Origin of the sequence: Maribellus sediminis, from assembly GCF_011799805.1 — a bacterium.
GTDB classification, from domain to species: Bacteria; Bacteroidota; Bacteroidia; order Bacteroidales; family Prolixibacteraceae; genus Draconibacterium; species Draconibacterium sediminis_A.
This window is the reverse complement of sequence record NZ_WXUB01000005.1, coordinates 258,969-278,749: the sequence shown is the minus strand read 5'-3', so window position 1 is coordinate 278,749 and position 19,781 is coordinate 258,969. Positions and strand designations below refer to the sequence as shown.

The window sequence follows — 19,781 nt, the reverse complement described above, 5'->3', positions numbered from 1 at the left end:
ACTCCGGGCACTTTCTCTTTTATTATCCCTACTTGCCAGATTGATTTTTTCCTGAATTTTGGTTTTGCTCCACTTTGCCCTTAAATTTCCGTGCCGACAGATCGATTTCTGTTTCTACTCCTTCAGCATCGGTCATTACAGCAAGCTCATCACAGGTTCCGTCGCCATAATTGATTTCGCTGATTACAACTCCATTCAAAGTTATCTGCACTACTCCTTCAACAATGTACTTGCAATCTCCCAGTCGTTTCAACGGAACTGTGGTTTCCTTTTTGTAGGTGTCGGTTGTTCCGTCAACAGTCATCACAGCTTGCGAAAGTTCGTTGATTACAAACACATCGTCGCTTTGATCGAACATGGTTTCCATGCCTTCGAGCCATTGCCACACCCTTTCCGAAGTTCGGTTGATCACTGTTCCGTCAGCCAGGGTAAAAGTCAGATCCAAAGTGTATTGACGATACATGCTATCTACCTTATCAACGATGATAGTCGCGTAGCCGTCGATGGTCATTGAATCGACACCAAATTCGCTGTAAACTACCGTGCGCTCAAAATCCTGGCTGCTGCGTGGTGCAGTAATCGTAATTTCAATAACACCGCTTAAAACCGTACCGTTATGCAGAACTGTACTATCGCCGTAATCCAGTGTTATTACCTTTGGATATCCGTCTTCATCACCCCCTTGCAGGCGAACATCGGGACAGTGATTCATGCGGTAACGCAGGTTTTGCGACCACTGAAAGTGTTTTCCTATTTTCCACCAGCGCCACAACAGTCCTTCCATATTGGCATAGAATTCAACTTCGTATTCCGACTCTGTTGCCGCAGCTTCCATTTTTACCTCGTTTAACGTAACCTGTGCCGATTTTTCACTCACTTTATCATTCGTAGTCAACACATCATCTGAGGTGTTATTACACGAAAACAATCCAAGCGTTAAAATCAAAGCTAAAATTCCAATAATTCCTTTCATGACATTTTTTTGTTTTAATCGATTTACCTGTACTCCGCACCAAACGAACTACACCCTACCCCAAAAACATCTTTTTTTGATCAGTGCAAACACATTTCTTCAAAAGAATCTGACTAACAACTCCTTATAAAAATTAATTTATTTGCAGTATTCAGCACAATTTTTGCTGACACCGTTTCATTTCGTATTTTTAGCGGCTTAATCGTATAGTTTTTATGAAGGCAATTTTTTTTGGAATTTTTATTTTGGCGTTTACGTTTTCAACGCAAATGGTGAAGGCTCAGCAGGGAGGTAACGGTGAAACAAAACCCAAAGTAGTTGTGGGTATAGTAGTTGAAAATATGCGTCCCGACTACGTGCAACGTTTTTGGAATAAGTTCCAGGATGGTGGTTTTAAAAAACTGTATTCGCAAGGTGCCGTTTGTACCAATGTGAAACTTACACTTCATTCGCAAAATTATGCCAGCGGGACCGCAACATTATTTACGGGTGTACATCCCTCGATTCACGGCATAGTTAACAATACCTGGTACGACCGGCTTAAAAAGAAAGAAGTGGAATGTACTGAAGACGATTATTACATCACGGTTGGTGCCGACACCGAAGAAGGAAATGCTTCACCGGTTCAACTGTTGTCGAATACCATTACCAATAACCTGAAAATCCTCACGCAGGGAAAATCGAAAATATTTAGTGCCGCCATCAACCGCGAATCGGCCATTTTCTCGGCCGGACATGCTGCCGACGGTGCTTATTGGTTCGATGTTGTGTCGGGAAGAATGATCTCGAGTTCGTTTTACGTCAGTACGTTCCCCGACTGGGTTCGTTTGTTTAACAGCGAAAATTATGCGGCTCGTTACAGCTACCGCAACTGGGTAACCTTGCTGCCGGAAGTGGAATACACCGAAGCGCTTCGTGACGACTACCTACTGGAAAGCGGTTATTTTGGCGAATTCAATACTTATCCGCACACCATCAGCAAATACCTGAAACGCACCGAAAATTTTAAGCCTTTCAAAACTACGCCTTCCGCTAATCTGATGATCAAAGATTTTGCCTTGCAACTGATGGACAATGAAAACATCGGTCAGGATGATGTAACCGATTTTGTTAGCGTGGTATTTTCATCAATGGACTACGAAAATGGCTCGTTCGGGCCGGCATCGCTCGAAATGATGGATTCGTACCTGTATCTCGATCAGTACCTGGCTGAATTCATAAGCGGTGTTGAGGAACGCTATGGGAAAGATAATGTTTTGTTTTTTCTTACGGCCAATACTTCAGCAGCCTACCCGGTTGAGTACCTTAAAAACGAGTTCCACATGCCGGTGGATAATTTCAACGTGGAAAGGGCCATCGCACTATTGACTCTGTTTCTGAACAACACCTATGGCGATGCAAACTGGATAGAACATTACACCGACCTGCAGGTTTATCTCGACCACGACCTCATCAAACAGAAAGGTCTTGATTTGAACGAGATTCGAAATGCAGCATCAAATTTTATCAATCAGTTTGAAGGTGTGCAACTGGCTATGCCCTCGCAGCAACTCGAACAGGGAAGCTCGGCCAACGGCTTGCTCGAACCACTTTACACATCGTATTACAAAAATCGCTCAGGCGATTTTCTGTACCTCCTGAAAGAAGGCTGGCAACCTTCCTATAAATTTAAGAAAGTGAATTACTCCGATCAGTCGCACATTCCGCTGGTGTTTTACGGAGCAAATATCCGACCCCAGGTAATTAAGGAAAAATACCACGCAGTTGATTTGGTTCCTACACTATCTGAATTATTAAATATCCAGGCTCCGGATAAATGTCAGGGGCAAATAATAAAAGAATTATTGAATGTAGAAGAATAAGCAACTATTTGAATTCCGGTTTACGTCGTTCGGCTTTCTTTTCTTCAGGTTGAATACCTGCCTGTAGTTCCACTTCATCGTTTTTCTGATTTTTACGTTCAATCAGTTGTGGCTCGAGTTTTACAACCAGTGTAGTATCTGACGCTATTTCCATTACTTGCGAAAAATCTTTGAACCCTTTATTGGCGATTTGAAGATTGACCAAACTATCGTTTAGTACCAGCCGGTAAAAGCCATTTTGGTTCGAAATAGTTCCTATTCCGCTATTCGATTCGAAGATACTAACGTTTTCCAGGGCCTTCCCGTTACTGCTGTCGTTAACATAACCTGAAATGGTAACAAACTGCCCCCAGGTCATGCCCGGAATTAAGCAAAGCAAAATAAAAGTGTTGGTGAGTATAAGTGTTTTCATGATCAAATTGTATATCGTTTTCTGGCTATATAAATATAGACAAAAAAAAGGTGCAAAAGGTTGCTTCAACTCATAATAAAGATTAAATAATCCTTAATTTTCTGATTTCTTATTTAGATTGTACCCGAAACCCATCCTTCAAAACCTTTTGTATAACATAAGTTCACATGACAAAAGTTAGCTTCTGATGCTGCCATTCAACGACAACACAAAAACATACATCAAAACTGCTGAATAACATGATGTTAACAAACATCAACTCTGTTTTTTTATGCTTTATGTACTTATTTTTGTTACTGACCGATTCAACAAAATAACCAAAATTGTATGCCGCTTATCAACCGATTGAACGGTGGCAAATCATCGTTCTATTTAACAATAACAACTATTAACCATTTTATTAATCCGTACCTCTCATGGATCCAATTCAAACTTTAATCAAAGACCTGGCTGATAAACACGGCCGGCAACGCGAGAGTCTCTTGCCGATCATTCAGGGAGTAGTGGAAAAGGAAAACTATCTTTCAGAACGGTCGATGATCGAAATTGCAAAAGAAGTTGACTTACCTGCTGCCGATGTGTATGGTACAGCCTCGTTTTATTCGTTTCTGGAAACAAAACAAACGGGCAAGTACATCATCAGGGTATGTAAAACCATTACCTGTTCGATGAAAGGAAAGAACCAGGTTTTGTTTGCCATCATTGAGATGCTAAAAATCAAGTTGGGCGAAACTACACCCGATAAACGCTTTACGCTGCTTGAAACCAACTGCCTGGGCTGGTGCCACAAAGCGCCGGCCATGCTGATCAACGACGATGTTTACACCGATTTAACACCCGAAAAGGTGCGCGAAATTTTATCGGACTACATGAAAAAAGATGTTAATCACTTCTAAAACAAGCAGCTATGTCAAATTCGCATCAATTAAAGCGTGTCGATTTCATATTCAGAAATGAAAACGACTGGGAAAAAGTATTGTCCACGAACATAAAAAAGCAACCTAAGGATCTGATCAACGAACTCATCAGTTCGGAATTAAAAGGACGAGGAGGCGCCGGTTTTCCGACCGGATTAAAATGGAAACTGACAGCAGAAGCAGAATCGGATAAAAAATATGTGATCTGCAATGCCGATGAAGGCGAACCCGGAACTTTCAAGGATCGCGAGATCCTGTCGCGGGTGCCGTACAAAGTACTAACTGCAATGGCCATTTGCGGCTACATTACAGGCGCTACTGAAGGCTTTATTTACCTGCGTGGTGAGTATAAATTTTTACAGTCGGAACTCCAGAAAACAATCGATGAGTTCCATTATTACTGCAACGAAATCAAACTCGATTTCAGCATTAAGATTTTCATGGGAAGCGGCGCCTACATTTGCGGCGAAGAAACGGCCCTGATGGAATCGATGGAAGGAAGACGCGGAGAGCCACGTAACAAACCTCCATTTCCCACGCAAGCCGGTTACCTGGGCAAACCCACGGTGATTAATAATGTTGAAACGTTGGTACACAGTTTCACCATTTTTAAATACGGTGCCAAAAAATTTTACGATCTGGGAGTACAATATTCCCGCGGAACCAAGCTATTCTCAGTTTCAGGCGATACTCCGAAACCGGGCATTTATGAATTGGAACTTGGTATGAGTCTCCAGGATTTTGTTTATGAATTCGGTGATGGCGACACCAAAGCTGTGCAGGTTGGAGGGGCTTCAGGGTTTCTTGTTCCCAGGAAAAAATTCAAAGATGCCGCCATCGGTTTTAAAGGAAAACTCACCGGAATTTCATTGCCTACCGGTGGTTCTATGATGCTTTTCAATAGTTCCCGTTCAATGTATAACGTAATGGATAATTACCTTGAATTTTTCAGGGAAGAATCCTGTGGACAATGCACTCCGTGCCGCGTTGGCTGTCAGCAATTACTGCTTGGCATTAAGGCGGTAAAGCGCGGAGATAAACCGGCGTCATACCTCGATAAATTACTTCGGCTAACAGAAACCATGCAGCTAACTGCCAAGTGTGGTTTGGGACAGTCGGTGGCTAATTCATTTTCGTCGATCGTTGAGAATTTTAGAGAAGAAATGATCTATTAAAGAACCGGAAAAAAAGAAAATCATGAGTAAAAATATAAATATCACCATAAATGGAATCCCGGTTGAGCTTGAACCCGGCAAAACAATACTCGAAGCCGCCGAAGCCGAAGGAATTACCATACCAACACTTTGTTTTCATAAAGATTTATGCGTAGCCGGAAACTGCCGTGTTTGCGTGGTGGAAGTCGCAGGGCAGCGCCGCTTGTCTGCCGCCTGTGCAACCCCTTGCGAAGAAGGCATGGAAATTCTTACAAACAGCCTCAAAGTTCGTAATTCACGAAAACAGATTATTGAATTATTGCTTTCGGAGCACAATGCCGATTGCACCAAATGCTATAAAAATGGCAATTGCGAGCTGCAAACACTTTCGTCGGAATACAAAATAATGACCCAGGATTTTCTGGAATTGGTTCCGCTGAAAAAGTATTCCATCGATATGTATTCACCGTCGATTATGAAAGACGACAGCAAATGCATTCGATGCCAGCGCTGCGTGCGTACCTGCGCTGAATTACAGGGTGTAAATGCGCTCACAGTTGCGCATAAAGGCGACCAGATGAAAATCACTACCTTTTTTGAGAAGGCGATGCGTGACGTGGTTTGTACCAATTGCGGACAATGTGTGAATCACTGCCCTACCGGCGCTTTGGTTGAAAAGAATTATATAGAAGAAGTTTGGGAAGCTTTGGCCGATCCTAATAAACATGTTGTTGTACAAACAGCACCGGCTGTTCGTGTTGGACTTGGCGAAGAACTGGGAATGGAACCAGGAACCCGGGTTACCGGTAAAATGGTAGCCGCATTGCGACGTTTGGGTTTCGATTCGGTTTTGGACACCGACTTTACGGCCGACCTTACCATTATGGAAGAAGGTACAGAGCTGCTTACCCGCCTGAAAAAAGCCCTGGTTGACAAGGACGAAAATGTATCGCTCCCGATGGCGACATCCTGTTCTCCGGGATGGATAAAATACATTGAACACATGTATCCGGAGCACCTCAAACATTTGTCGACCTGTAAATCGCCGCAGCAAATGTTTGGTGCGCTGGCAAAGACCTATTATGCAAAAGCCCGGAATTTGGAGCCTGAAAACATTGTATCGGTATCGATTATGCCATGTACGGCTAAAAAGTTTGAGGCTTACCGCCCCGAAATGTACGATAGTGGTTACCGCGATGTGGATTATGTATTGACAACCCGCGAATTGGCGATCCTGATCAAACAGGCCGGACTTGACTTTAATAAACTCGAACCTGTGAAATTCGATCGTTTAATGGGAGAATCAACCGGGGCTGCAGTGATTTTTGGAGCCACCGGAGGCGTAATGGAAGCTGCTTTGCGAACGGCTTACGAAATTGTTACTGGCAGAGAAGTTCCGTTCGAGAACCTAAATATAACGGCTGTTCGAGGCATGGAAGGTGTTCGGGAAGCGACAATCAAAATTGAAAAACCATTGGATGACTGGGCTTTCCTCGACGGTGTTGAGTTGAAATGCGCTATTGCCCATGGCCTGATAAACGCCAAAACGGTAATGGATGCAGTAAAGGCAGGTACCGCCGATTATCATTTTATCGAATTCATGGCCTGTCCCGGAGGTTGTTTAGGTGGTGGTGGTCAACCCATTCCAACCAACCCCGAAATCAGGCAAAAACGCGCCGAAGCCATTTATGCCGAAGATGAAGGACTGCCAATGCGGAAATCGCATGAAAACCCGGAAGTACAGAAATTATACAAAGATTTCCTGAAAGAACCGCTGGGAGAAGTATCGCATCACCTGTTACACACAAAATATACAAAACGCGAACGCTATTAATTTTTTCTGTTGAGTTAGTAAAAATCCGGTATCTTAGTGGTATCGGATTTTTTTATGGAAGCTATATTTTACACGTATTACAATTCTCCTGTTGGTTGGCTGAAACTAACCAGCACTCCGGATTCTTTATGGTCGGTCTCCTTTGAAGAAATGCAAAATGAAAATTCGTCTGAAATTCCACAAATTCTAAAGGAAAGTATTCAGCAATTGGATGAATATTTCAAAGGCACCCGAAAAGAATTCAAGCTGAAACTAGCCCCTGAAGGTACCGACTTTCAGCAAAAAATATGGAAGCTGGTCGAAAACGTGAAATACGGGCAGACGGCGAGTTATCTTGATATTTCCATTCAATCGGGTTCCGAAAAAAATACACGTGCAGTTGGACTCGCCAATGGCAAAAATCCAATCCCAATCATCATTCCCTGTCACCGGGTAATTGGCTCGAACGGAAAACTTACTGGTTATGCCGGCGGTCTGGAACGAAAACGCTGGTTGCTTTTGCACGAACAACAACATTCTGCGCATTCCGACTTACTCTTCTAGTCCCACATCGGGAAAAATTTCCCATTACAGAAACGTTAAAACACTTCCAATTCTTTTATTCTGCTGATTATCAGCACGCGTTCAATTATGGCCCGGATTTTGGCCTGTAGAAAGCGAAATCAGGAAGATAAAAAGGTAAAAAATAGGGAAGTTTAAAACACCCTGGAAATGGAACTCATACGAGTTCCATTTTTATTTTGCACACTTTCGTGGTAAGCACTATATTCACGAAAAAAAATATGATCCGGCAATACTTCATATTCAGTTTTATATTCCTGTTCGCATTTACACTGCAGGCACAGGAACGCTACCAGAGCGATTGGTTTGATGAAATAAGCGTTGAAACCTACACCTACTCCACTAAGGATGGAGAAAACCTGGATTTGGACATTTACATCCCGCAAGGTGACAACGAAACCGAACGTGCCACCATTATTTATGTTCATGGTGGTGGTTTTAGCGGTGGCGCACGCGACTTTGATGACGTTAAAGAATTCTGCAACCGGATGGCCAATTACGGTTATGTAGTAGCCTCAGTTTCGTACCGCCTGACCAGGAAAGGCGAACCAACAGGTTTTGGATGCGATTGTCCGGTTACCGATAAATTGAACACGTTTAATGCAGCTGTTGAAGACGTTCAGGACGCCACGTTCTTTCTGATTGAAAACAGGGAACAGTTTGGCATCAATCCACAAAAAATAATTCTGGCCGGAAGCAGTGCCGGAGCCGAAACAGTGCTGAATACGGCTTATCAGCCACCTTATTGTTACGGACTTGATTCTGGTCCGGTTTCGTTTGCCGGCGTTATCGGGATGGCAGGCGCTATTCCTGACACCACCGTTATTTACGATGAATCAGCGGTTCCTTCTTTATTATTTCATGGCAGCGACGACAACCTGGTTCCGTATGCAACGGCGCCTCATCATTATTGCGATAAAGATCAACCCGGATATTTGATCCTTCACGGATCGTATACCATTGCCGAAAAGCTGGAAAAACTGCATGTGCCCTACTGGTTGCACACGACCTGCGGAGGAGGCCACGAAATGGCCAGTAAGCCAATGAAAGAATATTTAGATGTTATAGTTGATTTTTGCTATACCTACGTTTTAAAAGGTGATGGCGAGGACAGACGCACCATCGTTGAAGGCAAACAAGATACAGCAAAATATTCACCCTATAATTTCTGCGAAGAATGAAGAAGCTAATATTATTGACACTCGCTATCATGCCATTTACTTTGTTTGCTCAGCAATTCAGTGTTATCAGTTTCAATATCCGGTACAACAATCCCGGCGACGGTATCAACGCGTGGCCCAATCGTATTGCTTTGGTGAATGGCCTGCTTAACTTTTACGAACCCGGTATTTTTGGACTTCAGGAGGCACTTTATGACCAGATTTTGGACATAGAAAAAGGATTGCCGGATTACAAGTGGTTTGGTGTTGGTCGCGATGATGGTGACAAAGCGGGAGAATTTATTCCTATCTTTTATAACACCAAGAAGTTTATCCTTATCGAAAGTGGCCATTTTTGGTTATCGGAAGATTGCAACAAACCCGGTTTGGGCTGGGATGCCGCCTGCAACCGAATAACCACCTGGGGGAAATTCCAGTCTAAAGTTACCGGGAAGAAGTTTTTCGTATTCAATACACATTTTGACCACATGGGTGACGAAGCACGCAAAAACTCAGCAAAGCTTATTCACGAAAAGATAAATGAATTAACCGCAGGAAACGGCTTTCCGGTTATTCTGACCGGTGATTTTAACCTCACACCCGAAACACAACCCATCGGAATGATTAAAAAGTATTTATCCGACAGCCGCGAAATCAGTGAAGAGCCACCGTACGGACCTGTTGGCACGTACAATGGTTTTAAACCCGGTTCGGAAGGCAACAATCGCATCGACTACATATTTGTAAATGATAAAGTAAAAGTGCTAAAATACGCCGCAATCAGCGATACAAAAGAAAACCGATCACCTTCGGATCATTTACCACTGTTTGTGGAGGTGCAGTTGAAATAAAATTGCAATTCTGCCGCTTTTCTTATTTCTTAGCATAATGTTTGAAAAACTAGGTGAACTCATTATAACAATCTCCGATGGAATCTGGGGTGCTCCCATTCTGATCCTGCTGCTCGGTGGCGGATTTTATTTTTTGGTGTACTCCCGCCTGGCACCCTTGCGATACATCGGTCATGCCATTCAAATTCTTAGCGGAAAATATGATGATCCGAATGAAGCGGGTCAGCTGCGGCATTACCAGGCGCTTTCTACGGCACTTGCCGGAACCGTGGGCATGGGAAACATCAGCGGTGTTGCTGTTGCCATTACCATGGGAGGTCCGGGCGCTATTTTCTGGATGTGGGTTTCAGCACTTCTCGGAGTGAGTACCAAATTTTTTACCTGTTCGCTGGCCGTTATGTTTCGCGGGAAAGATTCAGCCGGCGAAATCCAGGGTGGCCCCATGTATTACATCACCGAAGGATTGGGGAAAAACTGGAAGCCGGTAGCCATCTTTTTTTCGATAATGGCTATGATCGGCGTCTCTCCCCTTTTTCAGGCCAACCAGTTAACACAAATGATTCGCGACGTATTATTGGTTCCTAACAATATTGGCGGTTCGTTCACCACCAATCTTGTTACGGGTATCTTTCTTGCAATTATAGTTGGGCTGGTGGTTATTGGCGGTATAAAACGAATTGGAAAAGTAACCGGCAGTTTGGTACCAACTATGGTTGTGCTCTATTCGGTTACTGTTCTATATATCATTTTTTCACATCCTGCCGAAATCATTCCTGCCTTTAAAACCATTTTTGCCGACGCATTTACCGGCAATGCAGTTCTCGGTGGTTCGCTCGGAGCAATAATAATTACCGGTGTTCGTCGCGCCGCGTTTTCAAACGAAGCCGGATTGGGAACTGCCCCAATGGCACACGGTGCGGCTAAAACCAACGAGCCCATTCGCGAAGGATTGGTAGCTATGCTCGGACCAATCATTGATACCATAGTAGTATGTACTATGACTGCTTTAGCCATTATTGTTACCGATACCTGGATTGAAAGTAACGCCGATGGTATTACATTAACTGCTCATGCTTTTGATACGGCAATACCCATTTACGGCAAATATATCCTCTCGGTTTGCGCCATATTTTTCTCCATGTCAACCATGTTTGCCTTCCCGTATTACGGGGTAAAATGCCTGGGTTTTGTTGCCGGAGTAAAATACCAGCACCTTTACAATTACATTTTTGTACTGGTCATCATTATCGGAGCTGTTTCTAACTTAAGGGTTATAATCGGATTAATCGATATTTCCTTTGCACTGATGGCCTTTCCAACCGTTATTACTACCATTCTTCTTTCGCCACATGTGAAGAGGGCAGCAAAGGATTATTTTACACGTCTGAAGGCAGAAAAGTTATAGCTGCTGAAAAACATCAATTTACGCCTTGTGAGTTCTATTGTTTTATTGTAATATTGTTGTATTACAATATAGCTCTATAATATTATTTCAAAATGATAGATTTTAAACTCGATCCAAAAGCGGGAGTCCCATTTTACCGACAAATAATTGATCAGATTAAATACGGGATTGCTACCGGGAATCTGAAGGTTGGAGAACAGCTACCAACAGTCAGATCGCTTGCCGTTGAACTCAAGGTGAACTTAAACACCGTATCGAAAGCATACAAGGAACTGGAGATTCAGAATATTCTTGAAACCCAGTTGGGATCGGGTACATTTATCGGCAACATCGAGGTAAAAGTGTCACCAAAAGAAAAAAAGGAAAAACTCCAGGGAATCTGTCGCGAGTTTTTGACCATTGCCTCCAGTTACGGCTTCAGTTTGAACGATATGATAGCAGAATTGAATACCATGCAATCAAAAACAAATCAATAAAAACCTTTAAAACTTAAGTCATGAAATATGTATCTCGAAACCTCCGGGTTTTTAATCCCATCTCCACAACTATTTTGCTGGTTCTGTTAAGTGTAACCGGCCTGCTGTTCTATTTCGAACAAATCAATGTAGTAACACTTGTTGTTGCAGTGTTATTTTCGTTTCTGATTGCCACATCCATTCACATTGCAGATCAATGGGAAAAGGCAGTTGTGTTGCGAATGGGAAAATTTACCGGACTGCGCGGTCCCGGCCCGTTTATGATCATCCCGATTATTGACAAAGTAGACAGCTACATCGACCAGCGAATCCGGGTTACAGATTTTAAAGCGGAACAAACACTTACTAAAGATACGGTGCCGGTGAATGTTGATGCAGTTGTGTACTGGACAGTTTGGGATGTGGAAAAATCCGCTCTGGAGGTTCAGGACTACATTAAAGCCGTTGGTTACATTGCACAAACCGGTTTACGCGAGATAATTGGAAAACACGAACTGGCCGACCTCTTGCAACACCGCGAGAAAATTGCTGAATCGATGCAGGTAGCCTTAGACGAACATACCAATCCTTGGGGAATTACCTGTCAAACAGTTGGGATAAAAGATGTGGTAATTCCGGCCGCTTTAGCCGATGCCATGAGTAAGCAGGCACAGGCCGAACGTGAAAGACAGGCACGCGTTATTCTCGGAACAGCCGAGACTGAAATTGCAGTAAAATTTGAAGAAGCCAGTAAACGTTACATCAACAATCCGGTTGCTCTCCAACTGCGTGGTATGAATATGCTTTTTGAAGGACTAAAAGAAAAAGGATCGATGGTTATCGTTCCCAGCTCCGCATTAGACTCCATGAATTTGGGGGCAATGGGAGGGCTTGTATCTCTTGCAAAAAGCAATGAACAATAAACTATATCATTCATTTAAAAACAAAAACAATGTCACTAGCCGATTTATTAAAACAAAACTTTATTGATGGAGGTCCGTTTTTTATGACACTCCATTACCTGATGTGGGTGTTGGTAATAATTTTCACCTTTCGCGCTGCAAAGATCATTCGCTCAGCGAATAACGATTACAAAAAACTGGAAAAATTAAACACTACAATCCTCTTTATTGGTGGATTTGGATTGCTGTTCTCCTTATTCTATCGTATCATGGGTTTGTACAGTGCGTTCTCGGTTCTGGAAACTACCAGTGACATCTCTCCAACACTGGTTGCCGGCGGATTTAAAACATCATTGGTAGCCCCGTTATATTCGCTTTTGTTGTTTCTGGTTACCGTAATTATTTGGTTTATTTTTCGACTCAAAATTATCGATCAAAAATTGTCAGCCTAATTTAGTTTGCTCATCCGACAACAAAAAACAATGTTCAAAAACTCAGAAGAATCTTCTCATTAATGCGAAGATTCTTTTTGTTTCAGTAAATTAGTACAGTAACAGTAAAACTTGATATGGATAAACTCGAAAAAGCATTTTACCACGACGGTTTTCAGTTGGGAATGAAAGCCTCTTCACCCGAAATGACCGACGAAAAACTATTTTCGGCACTGGCTGAAATGTATGCGGCTATCGATGCTTTAACGCATTCGTTGCATGAATTTGCCATACAGCAGGGACAAACTATTGCCTGCAAAAAAGGATGTGAGTGGTGTTGCCACCAACCCGTTTTTGCCATGGATTATGAGCTTTCATACCTGAAAAACTACATTGAAAATAAGATAAATCCGGAAGATCAGACACAAATAAAAAAGCGAGCGGCTCAAAAAGATGAAAAACTAAAACCGCTGAAAGGCGATGCTTTGTTGAACGCCAAACATCCTTGCCCCTTGCTCAAAGACGGAGCCTGCATGGCTTACGAAGCACGTCCGATGGCCTGCCGGATTTACCTGTCGTCGAGTGTTGAAACTTGCCTTCAGTTTTTCAAGGTTCCTGATGATAAAAACAACTACCCTGCCCTGCTTGATTTTCCGATGCGGGCAGGCAGAATACTGAACGAAGGATTTCGGGCAGCGCTAAAAGCGAATAACATTAATGTTGAGGAATTTAGAATTGAAGAAAAACTAAAGTAAACTACGCCATTTTATAATCGAACCCGTACCGGGTTCTTTTCCTTTTCAGGTTGATTCCTTTTACTAAAATCTAATCCGTACCGGATTATCAGGCCTCAAGCCACAACTCAGTATGAGTTGGCTTATCATAGCAGATAGATTCATTTGGTTCAGCAACCCTGTAAGGGTTGGAATATGCTATTCACTAACGAACTGGAAAATTAGGTTAATAAGAACAATCAGGGATTCTTTCTATAGTTCCTCCATTTCGATACCAGCTTCCCTGAATTTATCTTCCAAGACCTCGGGTGAAACAGGTCTTCCGTTCCGGGTGAGAACAGTGGTGATCTTTGCATCAACCATTAGTTTTTCATCGCTCTTTCGAATAACCTGCTGCTGGAAAATAATACGTAACCTACCTTGTTTGCCCATTTTCAAGCGCACCAGAAAATCGTCAGCCGGGCGAAGCGGGAACTTATAATCCAGTTCGGCACGGATCACCACAGCATCGATGCCATCGTTGTGCAGCTGGGCAAAATCCAAACCTACATGGTGCAAAAATTTATGCCGGCAATGTTCCAGGTAATTCTGGTAAACCGAGTTGTTTACTATTCCCTGCAAATCGCATTCGTAATCGCGTACCTGGAGTTCTATTTCGAAATGATGATCGGACATTGGTAAAAGGTAATTTGTTGTGATTTATTGAGATTGATGGTAACTGAAAACAGCTTGATGAAGATTGAATAAGATTGATGGGATTGAAGGAGATTGTAGCTTTCAATTACAATAAATCACTACAAATCACTTTCAATCACTCTCCCTTTACTTCACCTCAAAGTCAAGCAGTTTTTTGTTTTCGAGGTAACCTTCAAGACGATCGCCTATTTGCACCGGTCCAACTCCTGCCGGCGTTCCGGTATAGATCAGGTCGCCAATTTTTAGCGTCACATACTTCGAAACATGCGCAATAATTTCATCAAAGCCAAAGATCATCAAACCCGAGTCGCCTTCCTGAACCGGTTTACCATTAATGTTCAATTTAAACTGAATGGATTCATCATCCGGGAAAATACTTTTCGACAGGAAGTTAGTGCTGATAACGGCCGAACTATCGAAAGCCTTTGCCTTTTCCCAGGGTAATCCTTTTTTTCGCAACTGTTCCTGCACGTCGCGTGCGGTGAAGTCGATTCCCAGGCCGATATCGTCGTAATAGCGGTGTGCAAATCGTTTCTCGATATTCTTCCCGATACGGTTGATCTTGATCACCAGTTCAATCTCGTGATGCAGATCCTTCGTCCAGTCGGGAATATAAAACGGATCGTTGTTACGAAGCAGCGACGAATCGGGCTTCATAAAAAATATGGGTTCTTCGGGAAGATCATTGCCCAACTCCCGGGCATGTTCCACATAATTTCGTCCTATGCAAATAATCTTCATGATATTAAGCTTCTGGCGCAAGCTCAAGCCACGGGCTCTACTTGCTCATCATTTTTAATTTTAACTGTGTTAGCACCTTTTTGGTGTACAGCGGAAATTCACTGTTGAGTATCCAGCCAAAATAACCGGGTTGTTCCTCCAGCACCTTTTCAACCGGAACTCCTTTATTTTTACCAAAATTGAAAACCGGAACTCCGTCGTCGTCGTAAACAATTCGGCCCACAAAATCGATGTTTCGGTCGTACGAAGAAAACTCACTCAGTTTATCCACATCGTTTACAATGGGTTTCGATTTAACGCCACGATTGTCTTCGTAATCAACATCTTTGTACACATCAAGCTGCGACTTCAACACTTCGTAAGTTGCTTTGGTATCGGCCATAGCACTGTGCGCATCAATAAGTTCCTGTCCGCAGTAAAACTTATAGGCAGCCGCCAGGGTTCGCTTTTCCATTTTATGGAAGATGGCCTGAACATCAATAAACTTCCTTTTCTTCAGATCAATATCAACATCGGCCCGTAAAAATTCTTCGGCCAGCAAAGGAATATCAAAACGGTTGGAGTTGAATCCTCCCAAATCGCAGCCTTCAAGAAACTGAGCCAGTGTTTTGGCCACTTCTTTAAACGTTGGAGCATCCTTTACATCCTCGTCGTAAATTCCGTGAATTAATGATGCTTCTTCGGGAATAGGCATTTCAGGATTTAAGCGGAGTAGTTTTTCTTCTTCGCTACCGTCGACATTTACTTTAATAAGTGCAATCTCCACAATACGGTCGGTAACAATATTGATCCCCGTAGTTTCGAGGTCGAGAAAAACAATCGGATTTTTTAAATTTAACTGCATGAGTTGGTATGAATTAAAAAAGGTACCCTAAAACCTGCTGATTCCCGGATACCTTTTCTTTGTTTCTTATTTATGATTATGCATTAATCATCATCGGCATTAAGAGCATCAACATGTCTTCATCTTCGTCGTCGGTTTCGGCCGGCAACAACAATCCGGCTCGTGTTGGGTCGCTTAGTTCAACCTTAACGTCGCCCGCTGAAATATTGGTAAGAATTTCCTGCAGGAAGGTCGATTTGAATCCAATTTCGATTTCATCACCTTCGTATTCGCAGCCCAGTTTTTCAACTGCAGAAATCGAGAAGTCGATGTCCTGCGCAGAAACCACAAGCTGGCCTTCGTTAATGTTCAGTTTGATCAGGTTACTGGCCTGGTTCGAGAATACCGAAACACGTTTCACGGTATTGAAGAAATTCAAACGGTCGATGATCATTTTGTTTGGATTGTTGGTTGGAATCACCGAATTGTAACTTGGGTAATTTCCTTCAACCAACCGACAGATCAGCTTATAATTGCTTAAAGTGAAAAACGCATTTTTATCGTCGAATTCCATTTTAACATCGAATTCCTCTTTGGGCAACAGGCTTTTCAACAAGCTGGCCGGCTTTTTGGGAAGAATGAATGATGATTCGAATTCAGCTTTGGCATCCATTCTTCTGTAACGCACCAGTTTATGTGCGTCCGACGCCACAAAACTCATAAAGTCAGGCGTTAACTCTACATAAATACCGTTCATTACCGGACGTAATTCATCGTCGGCAGTAGCAAATAAAGTTTTTTCTATCCCCTTTTGCAGCACCACGTGACTTACATCGATCGACGAAGCAGCATCTTCATCCAGTTCAGGTTGTTCAGGAAAATCTTCTGCGTCCTGCCCCATGATACTGAACTTACCGTTATCGGAGAATATCTCCACCTGGAACGATTCAGAATCGATCTGAAATGTCAGCGGCTGTTCCGGAAATTCCTTCAAAGTATCGGTGATCAATTTTGCGGGTACTGCTACCGCTCCTTCGCCCTCAATATTATCCAGCTCGAGACTTGTGATCAACGTTGATTCGAGGTCGGATGCAGTGATCGTTAATTCTGTTTCGCTAATCTGAAACAGGAAATTATCAAGAATTGGCATCGTACTTTTACTGCTGATAACCTTGCTGATTGCTGCCAGGTGACTCAGTAATTCGGTGCTGGAAACTACAAACTTCATCTGTTAATTTTTAATTTTATTAAAGCAGAAAATGAAATCAGGCTACAGTTAAATACCACGCTTAGAGCGAATTTCATTTGCAGGCTTATTTCATTTTGTATTGTTGCTATTTGATTTTTACTTTCGGCTTAGCCTGAATTAATTACTAATCCTAGTACACGAATATACAAACTTTAATGATATTACCTACCACGAATTTATTGAATTTACCCCGATTTTATGAACGTGCATAACGGCGTCTTCTGATGAAATTGTACAACACTCCGAAAACGCTTAAGAAGAGAATTGGCGCTAACACATTCAACCACTGCCACAAGGCTTTTTCTTCGCGTAAGCGCACCTCATCAAGCAAGCGCAATTTAAGTGTCCGGTTGCGCAATTGCATCACTCCCCTGTCGTCGTTCAGGTAGAAAATGGTGTTCATTAAAAATTCCTTGTTTCCCCAAACGCGATTCGACACCCGGTCGTAACCCAGTTGCTGAAATTGCGGCGATGTGCCTGAGTAATCCACCTTATTGGCAATTAAACCGGCATCGGCAATAACAACCATTTTAGTGGGTTTACTTTCGTTGAGCACCGAGGCCGAAGAAAATCCAAGTTGCTCAACCATCCGGTTCTGGTAAAGCGAAGTGAAGGTTCCTTCAATCAAAACTCCAACGGGGATAAATGCTTCGGTAAACAGTTCACGCGCCGGCGGATTATCGATATTCTGCAAACTCACCGACGAAGGTGATTTCACACGGCGCGCGTATGGCGAGGTGGATAAAATAACGGATTTTTGCAATTTGCCATTGCCCGAAACCGTATCGATTGAGGATACATATTCACTAAAAACCTTGTTCAGGTTTCGGCTAAGCGGATGATTATCGCTAGGAATCAAAAGCGGAGAATAGTACCACGGATGCAAGGTATATTGGGGCTGTGCACCTGCAGGAGCGGTATTAACAGCGATCTGCGCACAAATAACATCCTGAAGCAATTCGTAATTCAACCGAACACCATATTTAAATAACTGATCGCCGAGGTTAATATCGTGCGGAAAAGCAAATGTACGGAAGCCGCGCGAAAGGCTGTCGGTATTTACTTGCACCGGATCAATCAGCCAAACCACTTTACCTCCGTTCATAATGTACTGATCGATGATGAACTTATCGGCTTCAGCAAATGACTCTTTTGGTCCGGCAACAATCAGGATATCAAAATTATCGGCATATTTTCCGAGTATATCAGTGTTAATGCGTTTTACATCGAAATCGCCCGACAGCGAGTTGGCAAAATCCATCACCTGGTACATATCAAATTCGCCGTGACCCTCGAGAAAAGCAACAGTGGAGCGTTTTGTGCGCGAAAGTTGCTGAAAAGCGTTTATCAGCTCGTATTCCACACTTTCAATCGAATGATTAATGTTGTACAAACCCGAAAAATCCTGGTTATTTTTCAGGAAATTCACGGCAACTTCTTTTCCTCCCATGCGAATCAACGCTCCGGGGAAAATGAGTTTTGAGCTAATTCCCTGCTCGTTTTTATGTCGGAAACTGGTAGGTTGGATTCCTTTTTGGTACAGCTGCTCAATCAGTTCCTCTCGTTTTTCCTTGTTGCCAATCCGGTAAGGATCGGTAATCGTTATCCGAATAGGTTGATCGGCGTAACTGTTCAGTACAGCAATTTTTTCGAATACTTCGCGCTGCAATTTTTTTAATCCGGGTTCGAGTTCGCCTTCCAGAAAAAATTCGACAGAGACAGGCTCCGGAATTTCAGAAGCAATTTGTTTGCTGACGGGCGAAAGCGAGTAGCGTTTGTCGACTGTAAGGTCGATTCGAAATAAAAAGTTTGTGGATCCAAAAAATACGATCAGCGCTGCCAATCCGACAAAAATCGCGCTTCTTCTGTGTTTTTTCGACCGTAATTTTCCTTTCCGAAGCAGCAGTGAAGTGGCGTATAAAAACAGGAAAGCCATGCCCAGAAAATAGACAACATCCTGTAGATCGATTACCCCACGCGACGCCGAAAGGTAATGTTCGTTGATGCTGAACCAAAGCAAGATTTGCTCAAGCAGGTAAGGAATTTCAGATGAGGCAATAAATTCGAAGCCAAGATAAAATATAAAAGAAAGAGCCATTGCAAGTATAAAACTCACAATTTGGTTATCGGTGATCGATGAAGAAAAAACACCGATGGCCACATAAATCGTCGCAAGAAAAAACAAACCAAAAAACGATCCCCATGTTGCTCCGGTATCGATACTTCCTACCGGATTTCCCAGGTAATAAACCGACAGGAAATACAAGAGCGTTGGCGCCAGCGAAAATACAACCAGCACCATTCCGGCCAAAAATTTGGCCAGCACAAGTTGAAAATCGGAAATGGGACGGGTTAACAGAATTTCGATGGTTCCGCTTCGTTTTTCGTCGGCAAAAAAGCGCATGGTAATGGCCGGCACCAAAAATAGATACAACCACGGCGCCAACAGAAATAGCGGCTCAAGTGTGGCATAACCACTGTCGGGGATGTTGTAATTGCCCGGAAACACCCACAAAAACAAAGCGCTTACCAGCAGAAACACAAACACGGCCAGGTAGCCGATCAGCGATCCTAAAAACGATTTTATTTCTTTCTTAAAAAGACTAAACACTTTCGTATAT

At 42.9% G+C, this 19,781-nt stretch carries 19 protein-coding genes; 12 read left to right on the top strand and 7 right to left on the bottom strand.

Features of this window, described 5'->3' with window-relative positions:
- Positions 1-28: 28 nt before the first annotated feature.
- Positions 29-973, bottom strand: coding sequence for a hypothetical protein (locus HFD85_RS18705; protein ID WP_167613332.1), 945 nt, complete (start codon positions 971-973; stop codon positions 29-31).
- A gap of 215 nt (positions 974-1,188) precedes the next feature.
- On the opposite strand from HFD85_RS18705, the gene HFD85_RS18700 reads away from it, so the two are divergent.
- Positions 1,189-2,835, top strand: coding sequence for an alkaline phosphatase family protein (locus tag HFD85_RS18700; protein WP_167613330.1), 1,647 nt, complete (start codon positions 1,189-1,191; stop codon positions 2,833-2,835).
- A 4-nt stretch (positions 2,836-2,839) separates the two neighbouring features.
- On the opposite strand, the gene HFD85_RS18695 is transcribed toward HFD85_RS18700, so the two are convergent.
- The gene (locus tag HFD85_RS18695) at positions 2,840-3,247 is read right to left on the bottom strand and encodes a carboxypeptidase-like regulatory domain-containing protein (RefSeq protein WP_167613328.1); all 408 of its coding nucleotides are present in this window, start codon (positions 3,245-3,247) and stop codon (positions 2,840-2,842) included.
- Between the two features lie 416 nt (positions 3,248-3,663).
- On the opposite strand from HFD85_RS18695, the gene HFD85_RS18690 reads away from it, so the two are divergent.
- The 11 genes from HFD85_RS18690 (at position 3,664) to HFD85_RS18640 (ending at position 13,672) form a co-directional block, all read left to right on the top strand.
- On the top strand, positions 3,664-4,143 hold the full coding sequence (locus HFD85_RS18690; protein WP_167613326.1) for an NADH-quinone oxidoreductase subunit NuoE family protein: 480 nt from the start codon (positions 3,664-3,666) through the stop codon (positions 4,141-4,143).
- Between the two features lie 11 nt (positions 4,144-4,154).
- Entirely contained in the window at positions 4,155-5,339 is a 1,185-nt protein-coding gene (locus tag HFD85_RS18685; protein ID WP_167613324.1) for an NADH-ubiquinone oxidoreductase-F iron-sulfur binding region domain-containing protein, read from the top strand.
- A gap of 22 nt (positions 5,340-5,361) precedes the next feature.
- Positions 5,362-7,152, top strand: a complete 1,791-nt coding sequence (locus HFD85_RS18680; protein ID WP_167613322.1) for an NADH-dependent [FeFe] hydrogenase, group A6 — start codon at positions 5,362-5,364, stop codon at positions 7,150-7,152.
- Positions 7,153-7,206: 54 nt separating this feature from the next.
- The gene (locus tag HFD85_RS18675; protein ID WP_167613320.1) at positions 7,207-7,695 is read left to right on the top strand and encodes a methylated-DNA--[protein]-cysteine S-methyltransferase; all 489 of its coding nucleotides are present in this window, start codon (positions 7,207-7,209) and stop codon (positions 7,693-7,695) included.
- A gap of 239 nt (positions 7,696-7,934) precedes the next feature.
- A complete protein-coding gene (locus HFD85_RS18670) occupies positions 7,935-8,894 on the top strand; it encodes an alpha/beta hydrolase (RefSeq protein ID WP_167613318.1) in 960 nt (319 codons plus the stop codon).
- Positions 8,891-9,724, top strand: a complete 834-nt coding sequence (locus HFD85_RS18665) for an endonuclease/exonuclease/phosphatase family protein (protein ID WP_167613316.1) — start codon at positions 8,891-8,893, stop codon at positions 9,722-9,724. Before HFD85_RS18670 ends, HFD85_RS18665 begins: the two co-directional genes overlap by 4 nt.
- 37 nt (positions 9,725-9,761) lie before the next feature.
- Positions 9,762-11,129: an alanine/glycine:cation symporter family protein gene (locus HFD85_RS18660; protein ID WP_167613314.1), complete on the top strand. Its 1,368-nt coding sequence runs from the start codon at positions 9,762-9,764 to the stop codon at positions 11,127-11,129.
- A 92-nt stretch (positions 11,130-11,221) separates the two neighbouring features.
- Positions 11,222-11,605, top strand: a complete 384-nt coding sequence (locus HFD85_RS18655) for a GntR family transcriptional regulator (RefSeq protein WP_167613312.1) — start codon at positions 11,222-11,224, stop codon at positions 11,603-11,605.
- Positions 11,606-11,625: 20 nt separating this feature from the next.
- Positions 11,626-12,507: a slipin family protein gene (locus HFD85_RS18650; protein WP_167613310.1), complete on the top strand. Its 882-nt coding sequence runs from the start codon at positions 11,626-11,628 to the stop codon at positions 12,505-12,507.
- A 29-nt stretch (positions 12,508-12,536) separates the two neighbouring features.
- Positions 12,537-12,938 carry a hypothetical protein gene (locus HFD85_RS18645; RefSeq protein WP_167613308.1) on the top strand — a complete coding sequence of 134 codons (402 nt, stop codon included), beginning with the start codon at positions 12,537-12,539 and terminating at the stop codon, positions 12,936-12,938.
- Positions 12,939-13,054: 116 nt separating this feature from the next.
- Positions 13,055-13,672, top strand: coding sequence for a YkgJ family cysteine cluster protein (locus HFD85_RS18640; RefSeq protein WP_167613306.1), 618 nt, complete (start codon positions 13,055-13,057; stop codon positions 13,670-13,672).
- 231 nt (positions 13,673-13,903) lie between these two features.
- On the opposite strand, the gene HFD85_RS18635 is transcribed toward HFD85_RS18640, so the two are convergent.
- From HFD85_RS18635 to gldG, 5 genes are all read right to left on the bottom strand, one after another.
- Positions 13,904-14,326: an acyl-CoA thioesterase gene (locus HFD85_RS18635; RefSeq protein ID WP_167613304.1), complete on the bottom strand. Its 423-nt coding sequence runs from the start codon at positions 14,324-14,326 to the stop codon at positions 13,904-13,906.
- A 147-nt stretch (positions 14,327-14,473) separates the two neighbouring features.
- Complete coding sequence (locus HFD85_RS18630; protein WP_167613302.1) at positions 14,474-15,088, bottom strand: fumarylacetoacetate hydrolase family protein; 615 nt, start codon at positions 15,086-15,088, stop codon at positions 14,474-14,476.
- 37 nt (positions 15,089-15,125) lie between these two features.
- Entirely contained in the window at positions 15,126-15,932 is an 807-nt protein-coding gene (locus tag HFD85_RS18625; RefSeq protein WP_167613300.1) for a 3'-5' exonuclease, read from the bottom strand.
- Between the two features lie 76 nt (positions 15,933-16,008).
- Positions 16,009-17,139, bottom strand: a complete 1,131-nt coding sequence (dnaN, locus tag HFD85_RS18620) for a DNA polymerase III subunit beta (RefSeq protein ID WP_167613298.1) — start codon at positions 17,137-17,139, stop codon at positions 16,009-16,011.
- A 217-nt stretch (positions 17,140-17,356) separates the two neighbouring features.
- Positions 17,357-19,771 carry a gliding motility-associated ABC transporter substrate-binding protein GldG gene (gldG, locus tag HFD85_RS18615; protein ID WP_167613296.1) on the bottom strand — a complete coding sequence of 805 codons (2,415 nt, stop codon included), beginning with the start codon at positions 19,769-19,771 and terminating at the stop codon, positions 17,357-17,359.
- Positions 19,772-19,781 lie beyond the last annotated feature (10 nt).